The organism is Streptomyces subrutilus, from assembly GCF_008704535.1.
Classification (GTDB): domain Bacteria; phylum Actinomycetota; class Actinomycetes; order Streptomycetales; family Streptomycetaceae; genus Streptomyces; species Streptomyces subrutilus.
The window spans coordinates 788,505-810,734 of sequence record NZ_CP023701.1 but is presented as its reverse complement, the minus strand read 5'-3'; the positions used below and the strand labels follow the sequence as shown (position 1 = coordinate 810,734).

Sequence of the window (22,230 nt, the reverse complement as noted above, 5' to 3'; positions counted from 1 at the left end):
CTCAGACCCGTCCCGCGGCCTTGAGGCACAGGCAGACGTGCTCGACCAGCCGGCCCGCGCTGAGTTCGATGATCTCCTCCAGCTCCATGGAGGCCACGAACTCGGCGAAGTTGACCAGGCGGCCGTAGCGCTCCTCCAGCAGGCCCGCGAGCGTGACCAGGTCGATGCTCTCCAGTTCGAGGTCGCGGCCGAAGCGGGTGTCCATCGTGATCTCGGTGCCGTCGAGTCCGTACTCCCCGAGGATCTGCTCGATCATGGCGGCCAGGTCGGCGAGGACCGCCGCCTCGTCGGCGCGCACGGATCCGGTGGGCCGGGTGGTGGTCACGTCTGGTCCCTCTCGTCACGGGTGGTGCCCGCCCCCGGCTGTTCCGGGTCCGGGCCGGTGGTCCAGGCCACGACGTACGCGCGCGGCGGCAGCCCGGGCGGATTGGCGACGCGCTCGCAGTGCACCCGGTACGTACGGGCGGCACGGGCGGCGCTCTGCGGGCCGCCGCGCGCGCCCGGCCCGCGCACGGCCACGGTGAGCAGGTCCGGCCGCGCACCGGTCACCTCGAAGTCGCGGGGCCGGCCTCCGAAACCGGTGCCCTCGGCCTTGGCCACGGCCTCCTTCGCCGCCCAGAAACGGGTGAACCACAGCGCCCGGGGCTCGCCGGTGGCGTCCTGCCGGGCCGTCAGCAGCTCGCGTTCGGCCGTCGAGAGCGCCGTGTCCACCGTCGCCCCGGCAGGTTCGGCGATCTCCTCGATGTCGATGCCCGGCCCGCCCGCGCCGCCGCCCGGCGGCCGCGGTCGGGCGATGGCGACGCCGGCCTCGGCGCGGTGGGCGACCGACACCTCCAGCGGCGGGAGCTCGCGGCCGTGGCGCCCGGTGACGTACGGCCGGCCCGACGCGTCGTTGCCGACGGCCAACTCGGCCGGGTAGAGCGGCCCTTCCCCGGACTCCCACAGCAGACGGCGGACGGCGTCCTTGGCCGCGATCCGGCCGAGCAGCCACTGCCGGCGCCCCCGCGGCGGCCGGTCGGCGTACGCGGCGCGCTCGGCGCCGCCCAGCGCGTTGCGCATGATCAGCTCCCGCGAGGCCAGGTCCGGCCAGCGCTCGTAGACCAGCGACCAGCCGCCGGGGCGCGGCGCGGAGAGCGTGTTGCGCTCCGGGAAGCGCTCGACGGGCCGGGTGTGGGGATCGTTGTCGAAGCGCCGGTCCTGCCAGCCGGTCAACCGCGCCCACACCCGGCCCGCGACGCTGAGCACGGCGTCCGCTTCGAGCACCGTGTCCGTGAGCGAAGTGATCCGGACCAGGCACTCCACCGGTGTGCCGGGCCCGGGATGCGGGGCGAAGAAGTGCAGGTGCCGCATCCGCACGGGGAAGACCACGGTGCGCTCGGTGTGCGTCGCCATGATCCAGTAGCCGAGCACCTGCCCCACGTTGTCCAGCAGGGCGCCCGGCGCGGGCGGGGTGGTCAGCGTGGCGCGGACGTGCCGGTCGCCGATCGCCGCCAGCCGGGCCATGCCCCGGTAGGCGGGGCCGTGGAACATCCACCGCTCGCGGTAGACCTGTTCGGCGGTGTGGGCGGGCACGCGCTCGGAGGCGGGGTCGGCGGGCTCCGGCGCGGGGGGCGGCTGCGGGTGGCGGTCGGCCAGTTCCACCACCGCGCGGGCGTCGGGGCCGAAGGACACGGCGACCCGGTCCGGCCCCCGCGGCGCCACGGTGACGCGTACGTCCACCGGCTCGGCGGCCGTGAGCCACCGGTCGAAGCAGGCGTCGTGCACGGCCACGGCCACGCTCCCGGGTACGGCCCGCTCGGCCGCCGCCATCAGGTGCGCCACGATGGTGGTGGCCGGCACCACCGGCCACCGGTCGGCGACGTCGGGCCAGTCGGCGCGCTGGGGGAAGAAGCAGTGGTCGAGCAGGTACGGCATCCGGTCCACCCCGACCCGTACGGTCTCCTGCCGGCCGGCGACGGGGGCGGAGGAGTCGGCGCGCGGAGCCTCCGGCGGGGTCGGCGGGACCGGCGGGACCGGGCCGCGCACCGTGGCGGACGGCCGGGGTGCGCCGGCCGCGGCGATCAGGGTCGCGGCCGTCTGCGCGGTCTCGCGCAGCAGGGCCGCCAGTTCGGCCGCCACCGGGGAGGTCGCCGCGGCCGGCGCGAGCGCGGCGGCCGGATCGCGCGGCGGCCCGGCCAGGGCGGCCGCGCCGGCCGGCAGGTCGACCAGTGCGCCGCCCAGGTCCAGGCGCACGCGCTGCGGGGCGGACGCGGGGGCCCGGGCGGAGGCGGAGGCGGGGACGGGAGGACGGAGGGGTGCGGGTCCGGGTGCGGGTGCGTCCAGGACGGACGGGTCGGTGCGCGACCCGGCCGTCCACAGCGCGGTGGCCACCCGCCGGAGCTGCGCCAGGCCGCCGCGGTGCGGGGAGTTGGCCGCGACGACCAGGTGGTCGCGCCCGGCCAGCGTGTCACCGACCAGGGAACCGAGCTGCCCCGGCCCGACCTGGACGAAGGCGCGGAAACCGGCGTCGTGGAGGGCCTCGGTCAGGGCACGGAAGCGGACCGGTTCGAGGAGGTGGCGCACGAACAGGGCGCGGACGGCGGCCTCCGACGCGGGGAACGGCGCCGCCGTGGTCCCCGACCAGACGGGGACGTGCGGGGCGCGCAGCCGCATCCGGTCGGCGGCCTCCTCGAAGGGCCCGAGGTACGGTCCGAGCATCGGGGTGTGGAAACCGGACCGGAACGGCAGGACCCGTACCAGGACCCCCTCGGCGCGCAGCGCCGCCGAGAACGCCTCCACCGCCTCGGGCGGCCCGCAGACCATCGACTGGTTCGGCGCGTTGTCGTGGGACAGGACGACCGACGGGTGGCCGCCGTCGGTCAGGAAGCGGGTGACCCGCTCCGCGTGGGCGCCGACGGCGGCGTACGCGAGGTCGGCGCCGCGGACCGTCGCGGGGTCGAGGGCGCCCATGAGGGCGTCGACGGCCGCCTCCTCGTACAGCCCGCCCGCGGCCATCGCGGTCCATTCGCCGACGCTGTGCCCGGCGACCGCGTCGGGGACGACGCCGATGCGGCGCAGGGCCGCGTCCAGCAGCCGTCCGACGGCGACGACACCGAGCCCGTGCCGGCCGAGGCCGCCGCCGGGCCCCTGCTCCCGGCCGTCGCCGTCCGGCGCCGCGAGCGCGGGCCGGGGCAGCCCGAAGTGGTCGGCGACGTCGTCGACCCGGGGCGCGAACTCGCCCTCCAGGCCGGGGAAGAGGAACGCGGTCTGGCCCCCGCCCGCGGCGTCGAGGAGGGGGCGGGGGCTGAACCAGACGTCGTTGCGCCCGTGCCAGGCCTCTCCCTTGGCGATGACGCGCCGGGCCAGCGCGAGCCGCTTGGGCGTGGGGCCGACGACGCCCAGACGCACGGGCCCGGCCGGGGTGGCGGCCGGACCGGCGTCCGGGGCGGCGGCGTTCGGGGCGGCCGTGTCGAGCAGGGCGCCGAGCGCTTCGGGCGTCGCCGCGGCGAGGAGCAGCACCCGCTCGGCCTCCGTGACGACCGCGGCCCGGCGGGCGGCCGGGGGAGCCGGCGCGGGGGCGGGGACGCCGCGGTCGGGGGCCTGTTCGAGGACGACGTGCGCGTTGATGCCGCCGAAGCCGAACGCGTTCACGGCGGCCCGGCGCGGCTGCCCGGGCCCGCTCACCCACGGGGCCGCCCCGGCGAGCGGGCGGAAGCGGGTGGCGGCGAGCGCCGGGTGCGGGTCCTCGCAGTGCAGGGTGGGCAGCAGCGTGCCGTGGTGGACGGCGAGCGCGGCCTTGATCAGCCCCGCGACACCCGCCGCCGGCATCGCGTGCCCGATCATCGACTTCACCGACCCGATCACCGGCCGGTCCAGCGGCCCGGCCCCGGCCGTCGGCGGACCGAACACCTCGCGCAGCGTGGCCAGTTCGGCGGCGTCACCGGCCGGGGTGGCGGTGCCGTGGGCCTCCAGCAGTCCGACGGAGCCCGGCTCGGCGGGATCGAGGCCCGCGGCCCGCCAGGCCGCCCGGACCGCGCGGGCCTGCCCGGCGGGGTCCGGGTTGACCAGCCCCGAGGCCCGGCCGTCGCTGCCGACCCCGGTGCCCCGGATCACGGCGTAGACGCGGTCGCCGTCGCGCTCGGCGTCGGCGAGGCGCTTGAGGACCACCACACCGGTGCCCTCGCCGATCAGGATGCCGTCGGCGCCCCGGTGGAAGGGCCGGATGCGCTCGCTGGGGGAGAGCGCCCGCAACTGCGAGAAGACGCTCCACAGCGTGATGTCGTGGCAGTGGTGGACCCCTCCGGCCAGCATCACGTCGCAGCGGCCCGAGGTGAGCGCGGCCACCGCCTGGTCCACGGCGAGCAGCGACGAGGCGCACGCGGCGTCGACAGTGTAGGCCGGGCCGCGCAGGTCGAGGCGGTTGGCGACCCGGGACGCGGCGAGGTTGGGCACCAGGCCGATGGCGTCCTCCGGCCGGCCGGGTCCCAGCCGGTCGGTGAACGCCGCCCTCACCCGCTCCAGTTGCTCCGCGTCCAGGCCGGGGACGAGGTCGCGGAGCGTGCGGACGAGCTGGTGCGCCGTGCGGACGCGCTGGTCGAGCCGGACCAGTCCCGGGGTGAGGTAGCCGCCGCGCCCGAGCACGATCCCGACCCGGTCGCGGTCGGGCAGCCGCTCCGGTCCGCCCGCGTCCGCGAGGGCGCTCGCGGCGACGTGCAGGGCGATCAGCTGGTCCGGCTCGGTACCGGGCACCGAGTGCGGCATGATCCCGAACCGGGTGACGTCGACCTCCGCGATGGCGTCGACGAAGCCGCCGCGCCGGCAGTACACCCGGTCGGCCGCGGCCGGCTCCGAGGCGGTGCCCGGGTGGTAGTAGTCGCGGTCCCACCGGCCCGCGGGCACCTCCTGGATCACGTCGACGCCGGCGGCGAGGTTGTGCCAGTACGTCGCCAGGTCGGGGGCGCCGGGCAGCAGTACGGCCATGCCGGTGATGGCGACGGGGGCATGGGCGGCGGCCCCGGGGGCGGGCAGGGGCACGGTCACCACTCCGAGGCGGTGTGGACGACCGCGCGGAGCGTCTCGTCGCCCCAGGCCAGCTCCCGCAGCAGCGCCAGGGCGCCCTCCTCGGGATCGATGAGCGTGACCCCGCGCCGTGCGTAGTGGCGGGCCAGCTCGGGGCCGACCATCCCGGTGTGGCCCTCCGACGGCGCCCACGGACCCCAGTGGACGGTCAGCGCGCGCCGCCCGGTCCGTGCGGCCCACGCGGAGCCGAGGGCTTCCAGGGCGTCGTTGGCCGCCGCGTAGTCGGCCTGGCCGCGGTTGCCGAGGACGGCCGCGATGCTGCCGAACAGCACGATGAAGGAGGGGAGCTCGGGCAGTTGCTCCACGGCGGACAGCAGGGCCGCCGCCCCCTCGGTCTTGGTGCCGTAGACCTGCCCGAACGACGCGGCGGTCTTCTCCTCCATCAGCCGGTCCTCGATGATCCCGGCGGCGTGGACCACCCCGTCGAGACGGCCGTGCTCGGAGTGGATCTCCTTGACCGCCTGCAGCACGGCGGACGCGTCCCGGCAGTCCACGCTGCGGTAGCCGGCCCGGCTGCCCGCCGCGCGCAGCGCGTCCAGCGTGGCGGTGATTTCGCGCCGGCCCAGGACCAGGTCGGCGGCGCGCTCGACCTCGGCGGGGGTGCCGTAGCGGCCGGTGCCCGCGAGCACGGCCCGCAGCGCGGCCCGGTCGGGGGCGCCGGCGGTCTCCGGGCTCTCGGGGCCGGTGGGCGCCGGGGTGCGGCCGAGGAGTTCGATGCGGCACCGGGAGGCGGCCGCGAGGGCGGCCGCACAGCGCGCGGTGATCCCGCGGGCCCCCCCGACGACGACCACGACGCCGTCCCGGTCCAGGCCCAGCGCGGCCGCCTCGGCGGCGCCCTCGCCCGCGGGTCCCGCTCCCGTGCTGCCGAGCGCGCCGAGCGGCGCCGCGGTCAGCTCGGGAGCGAACCGCCCGGCGGGGGTGCGCAGGACGACGGGCGGGGCGCCGTCCGCCAGGAGTTCGGCCAGCAGCGCGGCCGCGGCGTCGGCGGGCGACGCCGCCGCGCCCAGGTCGAGCCCGACGCAGCGCACGCTCACGGCCGGGTACTCGCGGGCGGCGGTCCGTACCAGTCCGTCCACCCCGGCGGCCCGGAGCCCGGTCGCCGCGCGGGCCAGGACCAGCCGCCGGGGGCCGCGCCGCAGGGCGTCCCGTACGACCGTGAAGCCGGCCGGCAGGAACGGCTTGCCGCCCTCGCCGAGCGCGGCGAGGACGACGACGCCGTCCACGGGGCCGTCCGCCTCACCCGGCGCGTGGTCGGCCCCGAGGACGACCGCTTCGGCGCCGAGGCGCCCCAGCCGGGCCGCCAGCTCCGCCGCGACGCCGCGGAAGGCGCCGCCGCCGTCGCCGAGCAGGGCGTACCGCGTACCGGCGAGCCCTGCCGGTGCGGGCACCGGGTCCGGTTCGGGCAGCGGCACCGGCAGCATCCGCAAGCGCCGGGGCGCGGCGACGAGCGGGCCCGCGTCCGGAGCGCCACTCGCTGCGGATGCGGATGCGGATGCGGACAGGGCCACGGTTGCGGGCACGGGTCCGGGTGATTCGGCTTCGGGTGATTCGGGTTCGGAGTCGGGTTCGGGCGATTCGGTGCCGGCGGGGTCGGCCGGGGGAGCGGCGCGGGTCGTCAGCCAGCGCGCGATCGCCGAAGCGGTCCGGGCGCGGGTGAGTTCCTCCAGCTCCGCGTCGTCCAGGACGGCCGGGGCCGAGCCGTCCGGGGCGCCCAGGCGCCGGGCCAGTTCCCCGGCGATCTCGGCGCGCTTGATGGAGTCGACGCTGAGGTCGGCCTCCAGGTCGAGATCGGGCTCCACCATGTCCAGGGGATAGCCGGTGCGCTCGCTGATGAGCTCCAGGACCGCGCGCAGCACCCCCTCCTCGGTGAGCGCCCCGGCCCCGTCGGACCCGGCCGCGGCCACCGGCTCGGGGCCGTGCGCCGGTGCGGGAGCGGCAGGTGCGTCCGGCGCGGCAGGCGTGCCGTACGCCGGGGACGCGGCCGGGAGCTGCGGCAACGGGTCCGGTCCCCGGAGCGGCCGCGGGTGCCCCGGGAGGGATCTCGGCTCCGGGGCGGCGCCGAAGTAGGCGAGCAGGACGTCGCGTTGCGCGGCGACCATGTCCCGGCTGGTGCGCAGGAACTCGGCGATGAGGGCGTCGGTCGCACCGCCGGTCGGCGTCTGACCGGGATCCGTTGTCACAGGGGTCTCCACGACTCGTCGGGCCGGCGCGAGGGCGCCGGGGAGCGGCTCGCCGGAGGCGGTGCGGACGAGGTGTCCGTCCACCGTCCAGCCGGGGCGGCGCGGTGCGGGTGTCCGGTCGGTGTCGACGGCGTCCCGGCCCCGGAACATCCAGTCCGTCACCACCGGCAGCCCGGCCGCGGCGAGCCGGGCCAGCGCGTCCAGGAGGCCCGGCAGGCCGCTGTCCGCCCGCGGCTCGCAGGCGACGACGCGGTGCGGGCGCCCGCTCAAGATGTCGGCGACGAGCCGGGTCAGGACGCGGCCGGGCCCCACCTCGACGAAGGTGCGCGCCCCGGCCTCGTACATCGCCTCGATCTGCGCCGCGAAGCGCACCGGCGCGCCGATCTGTGCCGCGAGTTCGTCGCGCACGGCGTCGGGACCGGTCCCGTAGGGGAGGGCGGTGCGATTGGCCCAGACCGGGAACTCCGGTGCGCGCAGCGGCTGCCGCTCCAGGACCCGCCGGAAGGCGGGGCCGGCGGCGGCGAGCAGCGGGCTGTGGAAGGCACAGGCGACCGGCAGCCGCTTCGCGCCGTGGCCGGCCTCGCGCAGCGGCGGCAGCGCCGCTTCGACCGCGGCCGTCGGACCGGAGAGGACGCTCTGCCGGGGGGCGTTGTGGTTGGCGATGACCAGGCCCGGCGGCAACTGTCCGCCGAGCGCCCGCTCGATCTCCTCGGGGGTGGCGGCGACGGCGGCCATGGCGCCGGGGTCGTCGCCCGCCGCGCCGAGGACGGCCGCCGCGCGTTCGGCACTGAGGCCGGGCAGGGCACCGGGGTCGAGGACGCCCGCCGCGCACAGGGCGACGAGCTCGCCGTAGCTGTGGCCGGCGGCCAGGTCGGGGCGGACGCCGGCGCGGGTCAGCAGGTCGTACGCGGCGAGTTCGACGATCCCCAGGGCCGGCTGGGCGGCACGGGTGTCGGTCAGGGCCTGCCGGGCGCGCTCCCGCGCCGCGTCGTCGAACGCGGCGGGCGGGTAGAGGGCGCCGGGAACCCGGGCCCCGCCGTCGGTCCCCAGCAGGCGGCCCAGTTCCGGGAAGGCGGTGAACAGGTGCGCCGACATCCCCGGGCGCTGGCTGCCCTGCCCCGGGAACAGGAACGCGGTGAGCCCGGCGTCGGCGGCCTCGTCCGGCGCGGGAGCGAGGTGCACGCCGTACGGCGGACCGCCCGCCCGGCTCGCACGGTCCGCGCGGTCGGCGCGCGCCGACCCGTCCGCCCCGTCCGCCCCGTCCGTCCCGGATGCGTCGAGGCCGTCGAGGCCGTCGAGGGCGTCGAGCGTGTGACGCAGCCGCAGGCACAGCTCGGCCGTGTCGTGCGCGACGAAGGAGGCCTGCACGCGCCCCCGGGCCCGGCCCGCACGGTGCGAGGCCGTGGCGGCCAGGTCGCGCAGCCGCCACGGAACGGTCCCCGCCTCGGCCGCGGCGGCCAGGTCGAGCAGGTCGGCCGCCGCGCGGCGGGCCGCCGCGGGCCCGGTGCCCCGGAAGGCGAACAGCTCCGCCGGCCAGAGGTCCCGGGCGTGGACCGGCGGCGGCGCGTCGCCGCCGTGCGCGGCGAGGACGACGTGGAAGTTGGTGCCGCCGAAGCCGAAGGCGCTCACGCCCGCGAGCCGCCGCTCGGGCGCGCCGGGCCACGGCAGCGCCTCCCGGTGGAAGACGAACGGGCTCTCGTCCTCCTTCCAGGCCGAGACCGGCCGCTCCAGGTGCAGCGTCGGCGGCCGGACACCGGTGTGCAGGGCGAGCGCGGTCTTGATGAGCCCGGCCAGGCCCGCGGCGCACTTGGTGTGCCCGATCTGCGACTTCACCGACCCCAGCACGCACGCCCCGCTCACCGCGCCCGCCCGCGTGAACACGTCGGTGAGCACGCGCAGTTCGGTGCGGTCGCCCACGACGGTGCCGGTGCCGTGGGCCTCGACGAGGGCGACCTGGGCGGGCGAGACCCCGGCATTGCGGTAGGCGCGTTCCAGAGCGGCGCGCTGGCCCTCCGGTCGCGGGGCGGTCAGTCCGAGGGACCGGCCGTCGCTGGAACTGCCGACCCCCTTGATGACCCCGTACACGCGGTCGCCGTCGCGCTCGGCGTCCGCCAGGCGCTTGAGGACCACGCACGCGACGCCCTCCCCCAGGGCGATGCCGTCGGCGGAGTCGTCGAAGGCCCGGGAGCGGCCGGTGGGGGAGAGCGCGTGCACCGAGGTGAACAGGGCGTAGTCGGCTATGCCGTTGTGGAGGTCGGCGCCCCCGCACAGCATCAGGTCGCTGGTGCCGAGCACCAGCTCCTTGCAGGCCACGTCGACGGCGGCCAGGGAGGACGCGCAGGCGGCGTCGACGGTGTAGTTGGCGCCGCGCAGATCGAGGCGGTTGGCCACCCGCCCGGAGACGACGTTGGCGAGCATGCCGGGAAAGGTGTCCTCGGTGAGCCGTGGCAACTGCTCGTCCAACGCCGCCGGGACGTGCCCGTAGTAGGAGGGGAGGACGGCCCGCAGGGTGGTGGCGTTGGAGAGGTCGCTGCCCGCCTCGGCGCCGAAGACGACGCCCGCCCGCGTCCGGTCGAAGGCCCGGCCCTCCTCCCCGTACCCGGCGTCCTCCAGGGCGCGCCGGGAGGCTTCGAGGGCGAGGAGCTGGACGGGCTCGATGCTGCCCAGCGAGGCCGGCGGGATGCCGTAGCGCAGCGGGTCGAAGGGGATCCGGGGCAGGAAGCCGCCCCACCGGGAGGAGCTGGCCGCCCCCGGTTCGGGGGAGTAGTGCACGGCCGGGTCCCAGCGTTCCGGGGGCACTTCGGTGACGGCGTCGTGCCCGTCGAGCACGTGCGCCCAGAAGGCGGCCAGGTCCGGCGCCTGCGGGAACATGCAGGCCATGCCCACGATCGCCACGTCCAGCGGAGCCGGTGCGGGCCCGGGCGCCCTCTCGCGGCCGTCACCGGCCGCGAGACGGCCGCGGAGGTCCGCGCAGCGCCGGCCGAGGAAGTCGGCGGCCTCGTCGGTGACGGACGCGTGCAGGGCGGCGACGGTGGTGGTCGCCGTGCGCAGGGCCGCCACCTCGCCCGCCATGAACATTCCCTCGGCGTACTGGCGGGCCTCGTCCACCGGTGCGAGGACTCCGGCCGCGGTGCGTTCGACGCCCTTGCTGGCGATGCGCAGCCGGCCGACGTTGAGCCGCTCCAACCGCTCCCAGATCTCGCGCCCCGGGACGCCCTCGGCGCGCAGCCCGGCCTCCAGCTCGCGGAACCCGTCGCTGAACGGGCTGGGCACGCAGCGGGTGGCGTGGCCGGGGGCGGTGTGCAGCAGCGCGGTCCGCTCGGCGGCGAGGACCTGCCGCTGGAAGAGGGGCCGTACGGCGCCGCACGCGACGGCCTCCTCGGTGAACAGGTAGGCGGTGCCCATCAGGACGCCCACCGCGCCGCCGCGCGCGGTGAGCGGGCCGGCGAGGGCGGCGACCATGGCCGCGGAGCGGGCGTCGTGGATGCCGCCGGCGAGGAACACCTCGATCCCGGCCGCGCCGTCCGCGTGCTGGTCCGCCCAGTCGCCGAGCACCCCCAGTTGGGCCGCCCAGAGCGGGAAGCCGTTGCGCGGGCCGACGTGGCCGCCGCATTCGGCGCCCTCGAAGACGAAGCGCCGGGCCCCCTGCTCCAGGTACTGCCGCAGCAGACCGGGCGAGGGCACGTGCAGGAAGGCCCTGATGCCGTCGTCCTCCAGGGCCCGCGCCTGCGAGGGCCGTCCTCCGGCGATGATCACGTGGCTGGGCCGGTGGGCGCGTACGGCCTCCAGCTGGGCGGTACGGGTCTCCTCCGGGGCGAAACCGAGCACGCCCACCCCCCAGGGGCGGCCGGCCAGCGCGGTGGCCGCCTCGGCCAGCAGGGCGCGGGCCTGGTCGCGGCCGGCGAGCGCCAGGGCCAGGAAGGGCAGGGCCCCGCCGCCGGCCACCGCCCGGGCGAAGTCCGTGCCGTCGCTGACGCGGGTCATGGGTCCCTGCGCGACGGGCAGCCGGGTGCCCAGGGCGCGGCTCATGGGCGACCCCGGACGCAGGAGCTCCGCCGCGCCCTGCCCCGCCCCGGCGGCGCGCACCGCGTCGGTGACGGCGCGGACGGCGCCCGCCGCGTCGCCGAAGCGGTCGGCGAAGCGGGCGGCGAGGAAGCCGTCCTGGCCCACGGGCAGCAGCTGCGCATCCGGATCCCGTCCGCCGAGCAGGGCCGTGACCCGCTCCGGCCCGCCGGGGGAGCCGTCCGCGGGCCCGGCGCCGGGGGTGGGGCGGTGCAGGAACCGGTGGCCGTCGCGGACGGTGGTCTCGGAGCCGTCCATCCCGCGCAGGACGGAGGCGACGGCCGCCGGGACCGCCGATTCGGCCAGGAGCGCGAGCTGGGTGTCGAGCACCACCCCCGCGGCTCCGCCGACCACGGCGGCGGCGGCCGTGTCCGGGGCCATGCCCCCGCAGGCCCACACGGGCGGGCCGTCGGGGCCGGCGATGTCCAGCAGCAGCTGGAGCAGGACGAACGTGCCGAGCTCGCCGATCCGGCCGCCGCACTCGCTGCCCCGGGCGACGAGGCCGTGGACGCCGGCGTCCAGCGCGGTCCGGGCCTCGTCCGCGCCGGTCACCTCGGCCAGGACGCGTACGCCCGCCGGCAGCTCCGCCGGCCGCCAGGGGGCTCCGGCAGCGAGCACCACGGTGTGCGGGAGGCCGCCCCCGTGGTCGAGCTCGGCCACGGGTAATCGGCACCGGGGCCCCACGCGCACCCCGTGGCGGCCCGGCACCCACCGGCGCAGGTCCCTCCAGGCCTCACGGGCCGCGCGGTCCCCGGTCCCGAGGTCCAGCACCCCGAGCCCTCCGCCGCGCGTGACGGCGGCCGCGAGCCGTGCGTCGGGCTCGCCGAACGGCGTCAATCCGATGACCAGGTCCGGGACGTGCGCTGGCGATGTCATATTTCTCCGAATGTGCGATGCATTGCCTGAGGGGGGATTTAGGCCATACGAAAGCAGCAGGAAGGCAGAGGGGCGCGCCGGCCCGGAACAGGAATTCGAGCTGTTCGACGGACGTAGCGAAACTAGCGGCAAGTTACTGAAGGGTCAACGCTCCCTCCCTGATCCGCCGGGGTCGTCCGGCGGCGGGCCCGCGCATTAGACCGGACCATTCCGAAAAGCACAGTTCCGCAGCGTCACACGTCACGGAGAATGAAAGACGTGAATTCAATGGCCATCGGGTTGCGGGGGAAAGTCGAAAGCGCGGGCGCCGGACTATTGGCCTTCCGGATGTTCGCAGGTCACCCGGGCGCGGCCGGCCCGCAGGACGAGGCGGGCGGAGCGGGGGGCGCGTCCGGCCGCGCGCCCGGCTTCGAGCCGGGCACCGATCCGTTCACCGGGGCCCGGGGCCCCGCCGGGGCGGGGGCGCTGCGGCCGGGGGTGGCCGATTGTCCGCGGTGGCGGCCCGAAACGTGCGCGGCCGGTGCCGGTTCCGGCCCCCGCCGCGTCGTCCGCGATGCCGGCCGAGCCACAGGATTGGGCGACGGCGCCGTGGGCAGGCGCCCGCCGTGACCTCGAAACCCGGACCGGACACCACCGCCGACGGGCACCACGTCATCGTCCACGGGCGTCGCTGGCGGGCTACCGATCCGGCCGTCCCGGCCGACGTCGGAGAGCGCTTGCGCGGCCACCTGATGGCGGCCCGGCGCGCCGTGGCCGCGGCCCGCCGCCACGAGGACTCCCGGGCCGAGCGCGCCGCCCGCGACCGCGTGCAGACGGCGAAGGTGGCGCTCGGCGAACGCGGCGTGCCGTGGTGGGAGCAGAGCGCCGACGAGCGGCGCACCCGTTGGACCCGGGGCCTGCACGCGCTCGACACCTGAACGGACCCGCGGCGCGGCCGTGCCCCCGCCGTCGACGGCGGGGGCACGGCCGAGGGGGCGGTGTCAGACCGCGCCGCGCCAGGAGCCGGTCTCGGCGCCGCGGGACTCGATGTACTCCTTGAAGCGCTTGAGGTCTCCGGTGATCCGGCGCTTGACGAAGCCGAGCTTGTCGCCGACGTTCTCGGTGAAGCCCTCCGGGTCGTAGTCGAGCTGGAGCATCACCTTGGTCCTGTGGTCGGCCAGGTGGTGGAAGGTGACGACGCCGGCCTGCCTGGCCTCGCCCGCGACGGTGGTCCACGCGACGCGCTCGTCGGGGATCTGCTCGGTGATCTCGGCGTCGAACGCGCGTTCCACGCCCGCGACCCTGGTCTCCCAGTGGGTCAGGGTGTCGCTGACCTGAGTGATCTTCTCGACGCCGTCCATGAAGCGGGGGAACGTCTCGAACTGCGTCCACTGGTTGTAGGCCGTGCGGACGGGGACGTCGACCTCGATGGACTCTTCTACCTGCGACATGAACATCCTCTTCCTCGTGCGGAGCGCCGACGGACCGTCGCCGCGGGGGACGCGGTCCGAAGCGCCCCCGCCCCGCTGCTGCCCGCCCGATGCGGGACTATCGCCCCCGAACGGGGTGAACCACGCGGCCGGCCGGTACGCGCCCCGGCAGGACCCCGTCCGATGCACCCATCGGGTGGACGGGCGCGACGGCCTGTCTGAGCCGCTCCTCCGGCGGGGGACGCATAGCTCGTACGGGCTGGTAGCACGGCATCGCGCATCCGTCGGCCCGCGGAACGCGGAACAGGTGGCGAGCACCACCTCACGACACGGAGGTCTGCATGCACGCGAAGTCGGTGGCCCGACACCTCGTCACACCCTCACAACCGCAGGCCGCGCACCCCCCACCACCCACCTCCGCAGCCGTCGTCGACGCCGACGTGCCGGGCGCCGTCACCGGTGAACTCGAACGCAGCCTCGCCGAGTTCACCGCGTACAGCCGGTCGCTCGACCCGGTCTTCGCCACCGACGTCGCGGACCGGCTGGCCGCCTTCACCCTCGACGGCGGCTCGCGCATCCGCCCCCGGTTCCTGTGGTGGGCCGTACGCGCCTGCGGCGGCACCGACCCCCACGTGGCCGGGGCCCTGCGCCTCGCGGCCGCGCTCGAACTCATCCAGAGCTGCGCCCTGGTCCACGACGACGTCATGGACCAGTCCGCGGTGCGCCGCGGCAGACCCTCCTTCCACGCCCAGATCGCGCTCCGTTTCCCGGCGACCGCACCCCCGCGCGCCTGCGGCCCGTCGTCCTTCGCCCAGTCGGTCGCGGTCCTCGCCGGGGACCTCGCCCTGTGCTGGGCGGACGACCTCGCCGCCGGAGCCGACCTCGACCCCGCCGTCCGCACGGAGGTCCTGCGGATCTGGCGGGCCATGCGGACGGAGATGATCGCGGGCCAGTACCTCGACCTGCACGGCCAGGCCACCTCCTCCCGCTCGGCCGGCCAGGCCATCCGGACCGTCTGCCTGAAGACGGCCCGCTACACCGTGGAACGCCCGCTGGCCCTGGGCGCGACGCTCGCCGGCGCCGACGAGCCCACCACGCGGGCCCTGACCGCCGCCGGCCGCTGCGCCGGCATCGCCTTCCAACTCCGGGACGACCTGCTGGGCGCGTTCGGCGACCCGGAGGTGACCGGCAAGCCCTCGGGGGACGACATCCGCTCCGGCAAGGCGACCTACCTGCTGGCCCTGGCCCAGACACGGGCCCGGGCCACCGGCGCCACCGACGTCGTCGACCTCCTCCAGAACCGCCGGGGGAACAGCGCCCTCTCCGACCCTGAGCTGACGCGGATCCGCGACGCCCTGCACTCCACCGGCGCACCGGCCCAGGTCGAACGGCACATCGAACGCCTGACGCGCGCGTCCGAGCGCCACCTCGCCGCGGCGCACCTGCACGGCCCCGCCGCCCGCCGTCTGGCCGCACTGCTGCGACAGATCGCCTCACCCCCGCGGCACACGACCTCCGCCACGGGACCCGCCGGCCACCACGGAGCCGCCCGATGAAGACCGTCACCGGCCGCACCGACCACGTGGTGGTCGTCGGCGCGGGCCTCGCCGGCCTCTCCGCGGCCCTCCACCTCCTCGGCGCCGGTCGCGCCGTCACCCTCGTCGAACGGGACCCCCTGCCCGGCGGCCGGGCCGGCCTCATCGCCCGCGACGGCCACCGCTTCGACACCGGCCCCACCGTCCTGACCATGCCGCACCTGCTGGAGGAGGCCTTCGCCGCCGTCGGCCGCACGATGTCCGAGCTGCTGACCCTGCACCCCCTCCACCCCGCCTACCACGCCCGGTTCGCGGACGGCAGCAGCCTCGACGTCCACACCGACGCGCTGGCGATGGAGGCGGAGATCGAACGCTTCGCCGGAGGCCGCGAGGCGGCCGGCTACCGGCGCCTGCGGCAGTGGCTGCACGACCTGTACCGGGCGCAGATGGGCCGCTTCATCGACGCCGACTTCGACTCGCCCCTCTCCCTCCTGCACCCCGACCTGGCCCGGCTCGCCGCACTGGGCGGCTTCGGCCGCCTCCAGCCGGCGATCGGCCGGTTCGTCACGGACGAGCGGCTGCAGCGCGTCTTCTCCTTCCAGGCCCTCTACGCCGGCGTTCCCCCGGCCCGCGCCCTCGCCGCCTACGCCGTCATCGCCTACATGGACACCATCGCCGGCGTGTACTTCCCCGAAGGCGGCATGCACGCCGTACCCACCGCCCTGTCCGCGGCGGCGGCCGACGCCGGCGCCACCCTCCACTACGGGCAGCACGTCACCCGCCTGGAACGCACCGGCGACCGGATCACCGCCGTCGTCACCGACCGGCAGCGCATCCCCTGCGACGCGGTCGTCCTGACCCCGGACCTGCCCGTCGCCTACCGGCTGCTCGGTGCCCGGCCGCGCCGTCCGCTCGCCCTGCGCCACTCCCCGTCGGCCGTCGTCCTGCACGCCGGCACCGACCGGACCTGGCCCGAGCTCGCCCACCACACGATCTCCTTCGGCGCCGCCTGGAAGCAGACCTTCCACGAACTCACCCGCACCGGCCGCCTGATGAGCGACCCCTCCCTCCTGGTCACCCGGCCCACCGCCACCGACCCCGGCCTCGCCCCGCCCGGCAAGCACACCCACTACGTCCTCGCGCCCTGCCCCAACACCACCGTCGGACCGTCGGCCGCCTCCTGGACGGACCTCGGACCCCGCTACCGCGACAGCCTGGTGCGCGAACTGGAGCGCCGCGGCCTGACCGGCTTCGGCGACGCCATCGACACCGAGGTCCTCGTCACCCCCGCCGACTGGACCGGCCAGGGCCACGCCGCCGGCACTCCCTTCTCCGTCGCCCACACCTTCCCGCAGACCGGCCCCTTCCGCCCCCGCAACCTCCCCCGCGGCGCGGCCAACGCCGTACTCGCCGGCTGCGGCACCACCCCGGGCGTCGGCGTCCCCACCGTCCTGATCTCCGGCCGCCTCGCCGCCGCCCGCATCACCGGCCTGCCCCGCACCCGCACCCCCGGCCCCCCGCCCGCAGCGACGAAAGGCAGCCCCGCATGACCCGACGCGAACTCGACGCCGCCGCCATCACCGACCCCGCGCTGCGGGCCGCCTTCGACCGCTGCCGCCGCCTCAACGCCCGGCACGGCAAGACGTACTTCCTCGCCACACGACTGCTGCCCGCCTCCCGGCGCCCCGCCGTGCACGCGCTCTACGCCTTCGCCAGGCTCGCCGACGACATCGTCGACGACCTGGCCGCCGCCGCCGGGCCCGGCGATCGCGCCCGGCAGCTCCACACCCTGTCCCACGACCTCCGCACGGCGATCGACGGCCGCCCCGGCCACCACCCCGTCGTCACCGCCGTCGCCCACACCGCGCACCGCTACCGCATCCCCCACAGCCACTTCGACGACTTCCTCACCTCCATGCGCAGCGACCTCACCGTCACCGACTACGGCACGCTGGAGGCGCTGCGCGGCTACATGCACGGCTCCGCCGCCGTCATCGGCCTCCAGATGCTCCCCGTACTCGGCCACGCCACCCACCGGGACGAGGCCGCCCCGCACGCCGCCGCCCTCGGCGAGGCGTTCCAGCTCACCAACTTCATCCGCGACGTGGGCGAAGACCTCGACCGCGACCGCGTCTACCTCCCCGCCGACCTCCTCGCCGCCGAAGGCGTCGACCGGGAGCTGCTGCTCTGGAGCAGACGCACCGGCCGCCGCGACCCGCGCATCACCCGCGCCCTGCGCTCCGCCACCGCCCTGACCCGGCGCTTCTACGCCCGGGCCCGGCCGGGCCTGGACATGCTCGACCCCGCCTCCCGGCCCTGCGTGCGCACCGCCTTCGTCCTCTACGGCGACATCCTCGACGCCGTCGCCCGCGACGGGTACGCCAGCGTCCACCGCCGCTCCGCGGTCCCCCTCACCCGCAGGGCGGCCGTCGCCGCCGCCGGACTCGCCGGCATCGCGGCGGGCCGCCTGGGCGCCGCCTCCCCGCCCCGCACCGTCGAGGAGCCGTCCCGGTGAGCCCGCGCCGCCCTCGCGTACCGATCCGCCTGCGCCGCGACCCGGTGTCCTGGGAGCGGCAGCGGCCGACCTGGCGGGACGCCTCCCCCCGGATCATCGCCGCCGCCCTCGAACGGGCCCGGGCCCGGCCCGCCGGCAACTGGTACGTCCTCGGTCCCAGCGCCGCCGTCCGCACCGACAGCGGTCACGGCACCACGGTCGACGGCACCGAGATCGTGGCCTGGCGGGCCGCCGACGGCACCCTCCTCGCCGGCCCTGGCGCCTGCCCGCACCTGGGCGCCGCCCTGGCCCGGGCCCCCGTCCGCGGCGGCACCCTGCTCTGCCCCTGGCACGGACTCGCCCTGGGCGGCGCCCCCTTCGCCGGCTGGAGCCCCTATCCCGCCCACGACGACGGCGTCCTCGCCTGGGTACGCCTCGACGACCACGGGGGCGAGGAGCCCCTCGACACCCCCGCCGTGCCACCCCGCCCGCCCGCCGGCCGCGCCCTCACCGCCGTCTACAGCGGCACGGGCGCCTGCGACCCCGAGGACGTCGTCGCCAACCGCCTCGACCCCTGGCACGGGGCCTGGTTCCACCCGTACTCCTTCGTCGACCTCACCGTCCTGGACGACGGCGCCGAGACCGACGTCATGACCGTGCGCGTCTCCTTCAAGGTCTCCCGCCGCGTCGTCGTGCCCGTGACCGCCGAGTTCACCGCCCCCGGCCCCCGTACCGTCGTCATGCGCATCACCGAGGGCGAAGCCCTCGGCTCCGTCGTCGAGACCCACGCCACCCCCCTGGGCACCGGCCGCGACGGCCGCCCGCGCACCCGGGTCACCGAAGCCGTCATCGCCACCTCCCACCGCCCGGGCTTCACCCTCGCCCGGGCCGCAGCACCCCTCCTGCGGCCGCTGATGCGCCGCACCGCGGGCCGCCTGTGGCGCGACGACCTGGCCTACGCCGAGCGCCGCCGGGAGCTGCGCAGCACCGGCCGCTTCCCCGGCTGACCCGAGGCGGCCCGACCCCGGCCCGAACCCGGGCCGCAACGGGCCGCTCCGGACCGGACGCGCGCTACGGCACCCGGGACGTCCGCCGCCCGAGCTCGGCGAGCGCCCGGCCCACAGCCGAGCGGCCCCGGGCCGGCACCGTCCACACCGTCTCGCCCCGCACGTCCCACCGCTCCAACAGGGCGTTGGCCGCGAGGAACCCACTGGTCGCCGCCCGCTCCATCAACGCCACCGGCAGACCCGTGCGCACCAGGTCCCCGGCCACCACCACCCGGACGTCACCCGTCCGCACACCGGGCCGGTCGCGGTGGCCGCCGACCGTGAACAGGGGGCAGTCCTCGCGCCACTCGTGCCGGGCGTCGACGAGGCCGGCGCGCGCCGTCTCCGGGTACACCTCGCGCAGCCGGCGCACCAGGCCCTCCTCCACCTCCGCGCGCCGCCGGCCCGGACCGACCGCGTAGGCGTGCAGCTCCACCACCGATCCGCCGGTCCGCAACGCCCAGCGGTGCGCCTCGCCCTCCCACCGGTCCAGGACGCTCACGTTGTCCAGGCCGCCGAAGCCGCTGGTCCCGAGGAAGCCGTGCCGGTCGGCCGCCACCGGCGCCGACAGCCACAGCCGCGACACCAGGAACGGGGGCGCCGTCCGCAGCCGGCCCACCGAGGCCCGCCACGCCGCCCCCACGAGCTGCGGGGAGGCGCCCACCAGGGTCCGCAGCCCGCCGGTGTCCAGGGCCAGCACCACCCCGTCGAACCCCTCCGCCGCTCCCGCGACCCCCAGCTCCACCCGGTCCTCGCCGACCGGGCGCACGTCGCGCACCGCCGTACCGGTGCGGATCTCCACGCCGAGCCCGCCCAGGTACCGGGCCAGCGGGTCCCACAGGGCCTGCGGGAACGGTTCGCGCGGCACGTCGAACAGCAGTCCCTCGCTGGAGCCGAGGAAGTAGATGTGGAACATCAGAACCAGCTCGGCCGCCGACAACGTCGCCGGATCCGCGAAGAAGCTCCGCGAGAACACCTCGAACGCCAGGTGGTGCGCCGCCTCGGGGAAGCGGATCGAGGCCAGGAAGTCGGTGGCGCTCACCCCGTCCAGCGCCTCGTACACCCCGGGCACTGCGACGTCGAGCAGGGGCAGCGCGGCCCGCGGATTCATCCGCCCCAGGTCCCGCCAGCCGAAGGACGGGCTCTGCGCGACGAAACCGATCGCGCTCAGCGGCGGGGTGCGCGGCACCCGCGCGAACCCGTCCTGACCGCCGTCGCGGTGGCGCAGCGGATAGTCCGGCAGGCCGATCAGGCCGTGCAGCCCCGGATCGGTACGGCGCAGCAGGGCCCGCAGGTTGTAGTACTGCCGGAAGAACGCGTGGAAGCCGCGGCTCATCGTCGCCTCCGAGCCGTCCGCCAGTCGCGTTCCCCAGCCCGCCAGCCGGCCGCCCAGCTGTGCGTCCCGCTCGAAGAGGACCACGCGCACGCCGCGCTCGGCGAGGACCGTGGCCGCCGACAGCCCGGCGATGCCGCCGCCGACCACGGCCACCCGCGGTCCGTCCCCCGAGACCCGCGGCCGTCCGCCGCGGGCGTCGAGGCGCCGGGCCCGTCGGTCGCGGCCCGGGTGGGGCCCGCTCACGGGGCGACCCGGCCGACGAAGGTGTGGGTGATCCCCGTCTGCCACCCCGGCAGCGGCAGCACCCGCACGTCACGGAACCCGGCGGCGCGCATCCGCGCGGCGAACTCCGGCGCGGTGTCGAAACCGAGCACGCTCCGCCACAGGTGCTCGTACAGCCCGGCGTCGCCGCCCGCCCGGCCCAACGGCATGATCACCGCCCGGCACACGGCCGTCCACACCGCCCGGTGCAGCGGCTTCCCGCCGAGCGCGTACTCGTGCACGGCGATCCGTGCGCCGGGCGCCATCACCTCGCGCACGCCGGCCAGCGTCCGGTCGGGGTCGGGCACGTTGCGCATGAGGTAGGCGGCGAAGACGGCGTCGAACGGCCCCTCGACGCCCGCCTCGCCGAGCCGGTCCGCCGAGCCCCGCACGAAGGCGACGCCGGGGGGCCAGCTCTTGGCCGCGGCCCGCTCCAGCATGCCGGGCGAGGCGTCCACCCCGGTGACGCGGGCCCGTCCGGCGGCCGACAGCAGCGCGGCCGTCGAGGCGCCCGTACCGCAGCCCAGGTCCAGGACGCGGGCGCCGCGGCCCGCATCCGGCAGGCCCAGGCGGCGGGCCGAGCGGCGCAGGTGGCCGTGGTAGCCGGGGCTGGCCGCGACCAGCAGGTCGTAACGCGGCGCGGCGCGGTCGAAGGCGACCGACAGGGCGTCGTCGCGCAGCAGTGACATGAACGGCCTTTCAGCGGGGCCCCGGCCCCGGGGCCGGAACGGATCGGCGGAGCAGGGGCAGTTCCAGCAGCGAGCGCAGCATGGGCCGTACGGGCGTGCGCAGTCCGATGCCGAAGTCCTCCCGCGCCGAGGTCGCGCCGTCCAGGAAGCGCAGGACCCGCTCGGCCGGCAGGGACGCGAAGAGGTGCGTGAAGAGGACCCCGCCGTCGACCCGCCCGGTGTCCAGGGCGCGCAGCAGCACGGCGTCCATGGCCCGCGCCCTGCGGCCGTGCACCGGCGGGACCCGGTCGGGGGAGCGGCCCGCCCGGACGGCGTCGGCGAGGTGGCGGCTCTGGCGTTGGATCGCGGCGAAGGTGTAGCCCGTGGACGGCCGGGTCGCCCCGCCGGCGGCCCCGATGAAGTAGACCCGGCGCCCGCCGCGTCGGGGGTGGACTCCGTCGCTCATCGGGATCACCCCCTGCTCGCTCCCGGTCACGGTGTAGTCGCGGAGCCCGAGGACGGTCGTGCAGTAGTGGCGCAGGGCGCCGTCGTACGCCGCCCGGGACAGGGCGCGGCGGGAGAACTGCGTGTACTCGACCAGCGCCTCGCGGGAGGTCAGCGGCAGCACGTAGCCGAAGGCGAGCCCGCGGGCGGGCTGGGGGAGGCGGAAGTCCATCAGGGTGGCCGCTGCGGTGTCGAAAGCGGGCCGGGCGCTCCGCACGAACCAGCCCCGGAAGTGCTGGAGCAGCGCGGTACGGGCGGCGGGCGGCCGCCCGGGCGGCCGCGAGTCGAAGACCAGCCCCGACCGGAGCACCGACGGCGCGCCCGAGGCGTCGCGGCCGCGGACCACGGCCCCGCCGTCCGCGTCGTGCACCGACTCCACGGCCATCCGCCGCACCTCGACCCCGTACGCGCCGAGCCGTTCGGCCATCACCGCCTCGAACCGGTCCGAGCGCAGCATCTTGTACCGCATCGGCCCCAGCGGCCGGTCGATCACCGCGCCGTCCGGGGCGTAGAGCCGCAGCCGGTCCCAACCCCCGGCGAGCTGGCCGTCGTACGGTCCCGCCCCGGCCTCCCAGAAGCACCAGGTCCGCTCGGGGGAGCGCAGGGGACCCGGCGGGGCTTCGACCACGACCACGCGCGGCGCCCCACCCCCTGCCGGAGAGGGCCGCGCGAGAGCGACGGCCAGCGACAACCCGGCCGCGCCCGCCCCGACCACGGCCACATCGGCGTCCCAGCTCACCCGTCGGCCTCCCGCCTGTCGCCAACCGTCACTCTTCCCCGCCGGACACCGCGGTGGATGCA

Annotated in this window: 12 protein-coding genes; 5 read left to right on the top strand and 7 right to left on the bottom strand. The window is 77.0% G+C overall.

Annotated features, from left to right (window positions below):
- Window position 1: 1 nt before the first annotated feature.
- Genes CP968_RS03480 through CP968_RS03470 form a run of 3 tightly spaced genes read right to left on the bottom strand, consistent with a single transcriptional unit; the run spans window position 2 to window position 12,176 of the window.
- Window positions 2-325 (bottom strand): acyl carrier protein, encoded by a 324-nt coding sequence (locus CP968_RS03480; protein ID WP_150516578.1) that lies wholly within the window; start codon window positions 323-325, stop codon window positions 2-4.
- Window positions 322-5,019, bottom strand: coding sequence for a beta-ketoacyl synthase N-terminal-like domain-containing protein (locus tag CP968_RS03475; RefSeq protein ID WP_373303980.1), 4,698 nt, complete (start codon window positions 5,017-5,019; stop codon window positions 322-324). Before CP968_RS03475 ends, CP968_RS03480 begins: the two co-directional genes overlap by 4 nt.
- A complete protein-coding gene (locus CP968_RS03470) occupies window positions 5,016-12,176 on the bottom strand; it encodes a type I polyketide synthase (RefSeq protein WP_150516577.1) in 7,161 nt (2,386 codons plus the stop codon). Before CP968_RS03470 ends, CP968_RS03475 begins: the two co-directional genes overlap by 4 nt.
- Before the next feature lie 605 nt (window positions 12,177-12,781).
- Between CP968_RS03470 and CP968_RS03465 the strand changes: the two genes are divergently transcribed.
- Window positions 12,782-13,093 carry a hypothetical protein gene (locus CP968_RS03465; RefSeq protein WP_150516576.1) on the top strand — a complete coding sequence of 104 codons (312 nt, stop codon included), beginning with the start codon at window positions 12,782-12,784 and terminating at the stop codon, window positions 13,091-13,093.
- 63 nt (window positions 13,094-13,156) lie between these two features.
- On the opposite strand, the gene CP968_RS03460 is transcribed toward CP968_RS03465, so the two are convergent.
- Window positions 13,157-13,606: an SRPBCC family protein gene (locus CP968_RS03460; protein ID WP_150516575.1), complete on the bottom strand. Its 450-nt coding sequence runs from the start codon at window positions 13,604-13,606 to the stop codon at window positions 13,157-13,159.
- A gap of 320 nt (window positions 13,607-13,926) precedes the next feature.
- On the opposite strand from CP968_RS03460, the gene CP968_RS03455 reads away from it, so the two are divergent.
- Genes CP968_RS03455 through CP968_RS03440 form a run of 4 tightly spaced genes read left to right on the top strand, consistent with a single transcriptional unit; the run spans window position 13,927 to window position 18,621 of the window.
- Complete coding sequence (locus CP968_RS03455) at window positions 13,927-15,141, top strand: polyprenyl synthetase family protein (RefSeq protein ID WP_150516574.1); 1,215 nt, start codon at window positions 13,927-13,929, stop codon at window positions 15,139-15,141.
- Complete coding sequence (gene crtI / locus CP968_RS03450; RefSeq protein ID WP_150516573.1) at window positions 15,138-16,670, top strand: phytoene desaturase family protein; 1,533 nt, start codon at window positions 15,138-15,140, stop codon at window positions 16,668-16,670. The genes CP968_RS03455 and crtI overlap by 4 nt, the downstream gene beginning before the upstream one ends.
- A complete protein-coding gene (locus tag CP968_RS03445; RefSeq protein ID WP_150516572.1) occupies window positions 16,667-17,635 on the top strand; it encodes a phytoene/squalene synthase family protein in 969 nt (322 codons plus the stop codon). Before crtI ends, CP968_RS03445 begins: the two co-directional genes overlap by 4 nt.
- Window positions 17,632-18,621 (top strand): Rieske (2Fe-2S) protein, encoded by a 990-nt coding sequence (locus CP968_RS03440; protein ID WP_150516571.1) that lies wholly within the window; start codon window positions 17,632-17,634, stop codon window positions 18,619-18,621. The genes CP968_RS03445 and CP968_RS03440 overlap by 4 nt, the downstream gene beginning before the upstream one ends.
- Window positions 18,622-18,685: 64 nt before the next feature.
- Here CP968_RS03440 and CP968_RS03435 read toward each other — a convergent pair whose 3' ends face one another.
- Genes CP968_RS03435 through CP968_RS03425 form a run of 3 tightly spaced genes read right to left on the bottom strand, consistent with a single transcriptional unit; the run spans window position 18,686 to window position 22,168 of the window.
- Window positions 18,686-20,239, bottom strand: a complete 1,554-nt coding sequence (locus CP968_RS03435; RefSeq protein WP_189828803.1) for an FAD-dependent oxidoreductase — start codon at window positions 20,237-20,239, stop codon at window positions 18,686-18,688.
- A complete protein-coding gene (locus CP968_RS03430; protein WP_150516569.1) occupies window positions 20,236-20,946 on the bottom strand; it encodes a methyltransferase domain-containing protein in 711 nt (236 codons plus the stop codon). The genes CP968_RS03435 and CP968_RS03430 overlap by 4 nt, the downstream gene beginning before the upstream one ends.
- 10 nt (window positions 20,947-20,956) lie before the next feature.
- Entirely contained in the window at window positions 20,957-22,168 is a 1,212-nt protein-coding gene (locus CP968_RS03425; RefSeq protein ID WP_150516568.1) for a lycopene cyclase family protein, read from the bottom strand.
- Window positions 22,169-22,230: the final 62 nt, after the last annotated feature.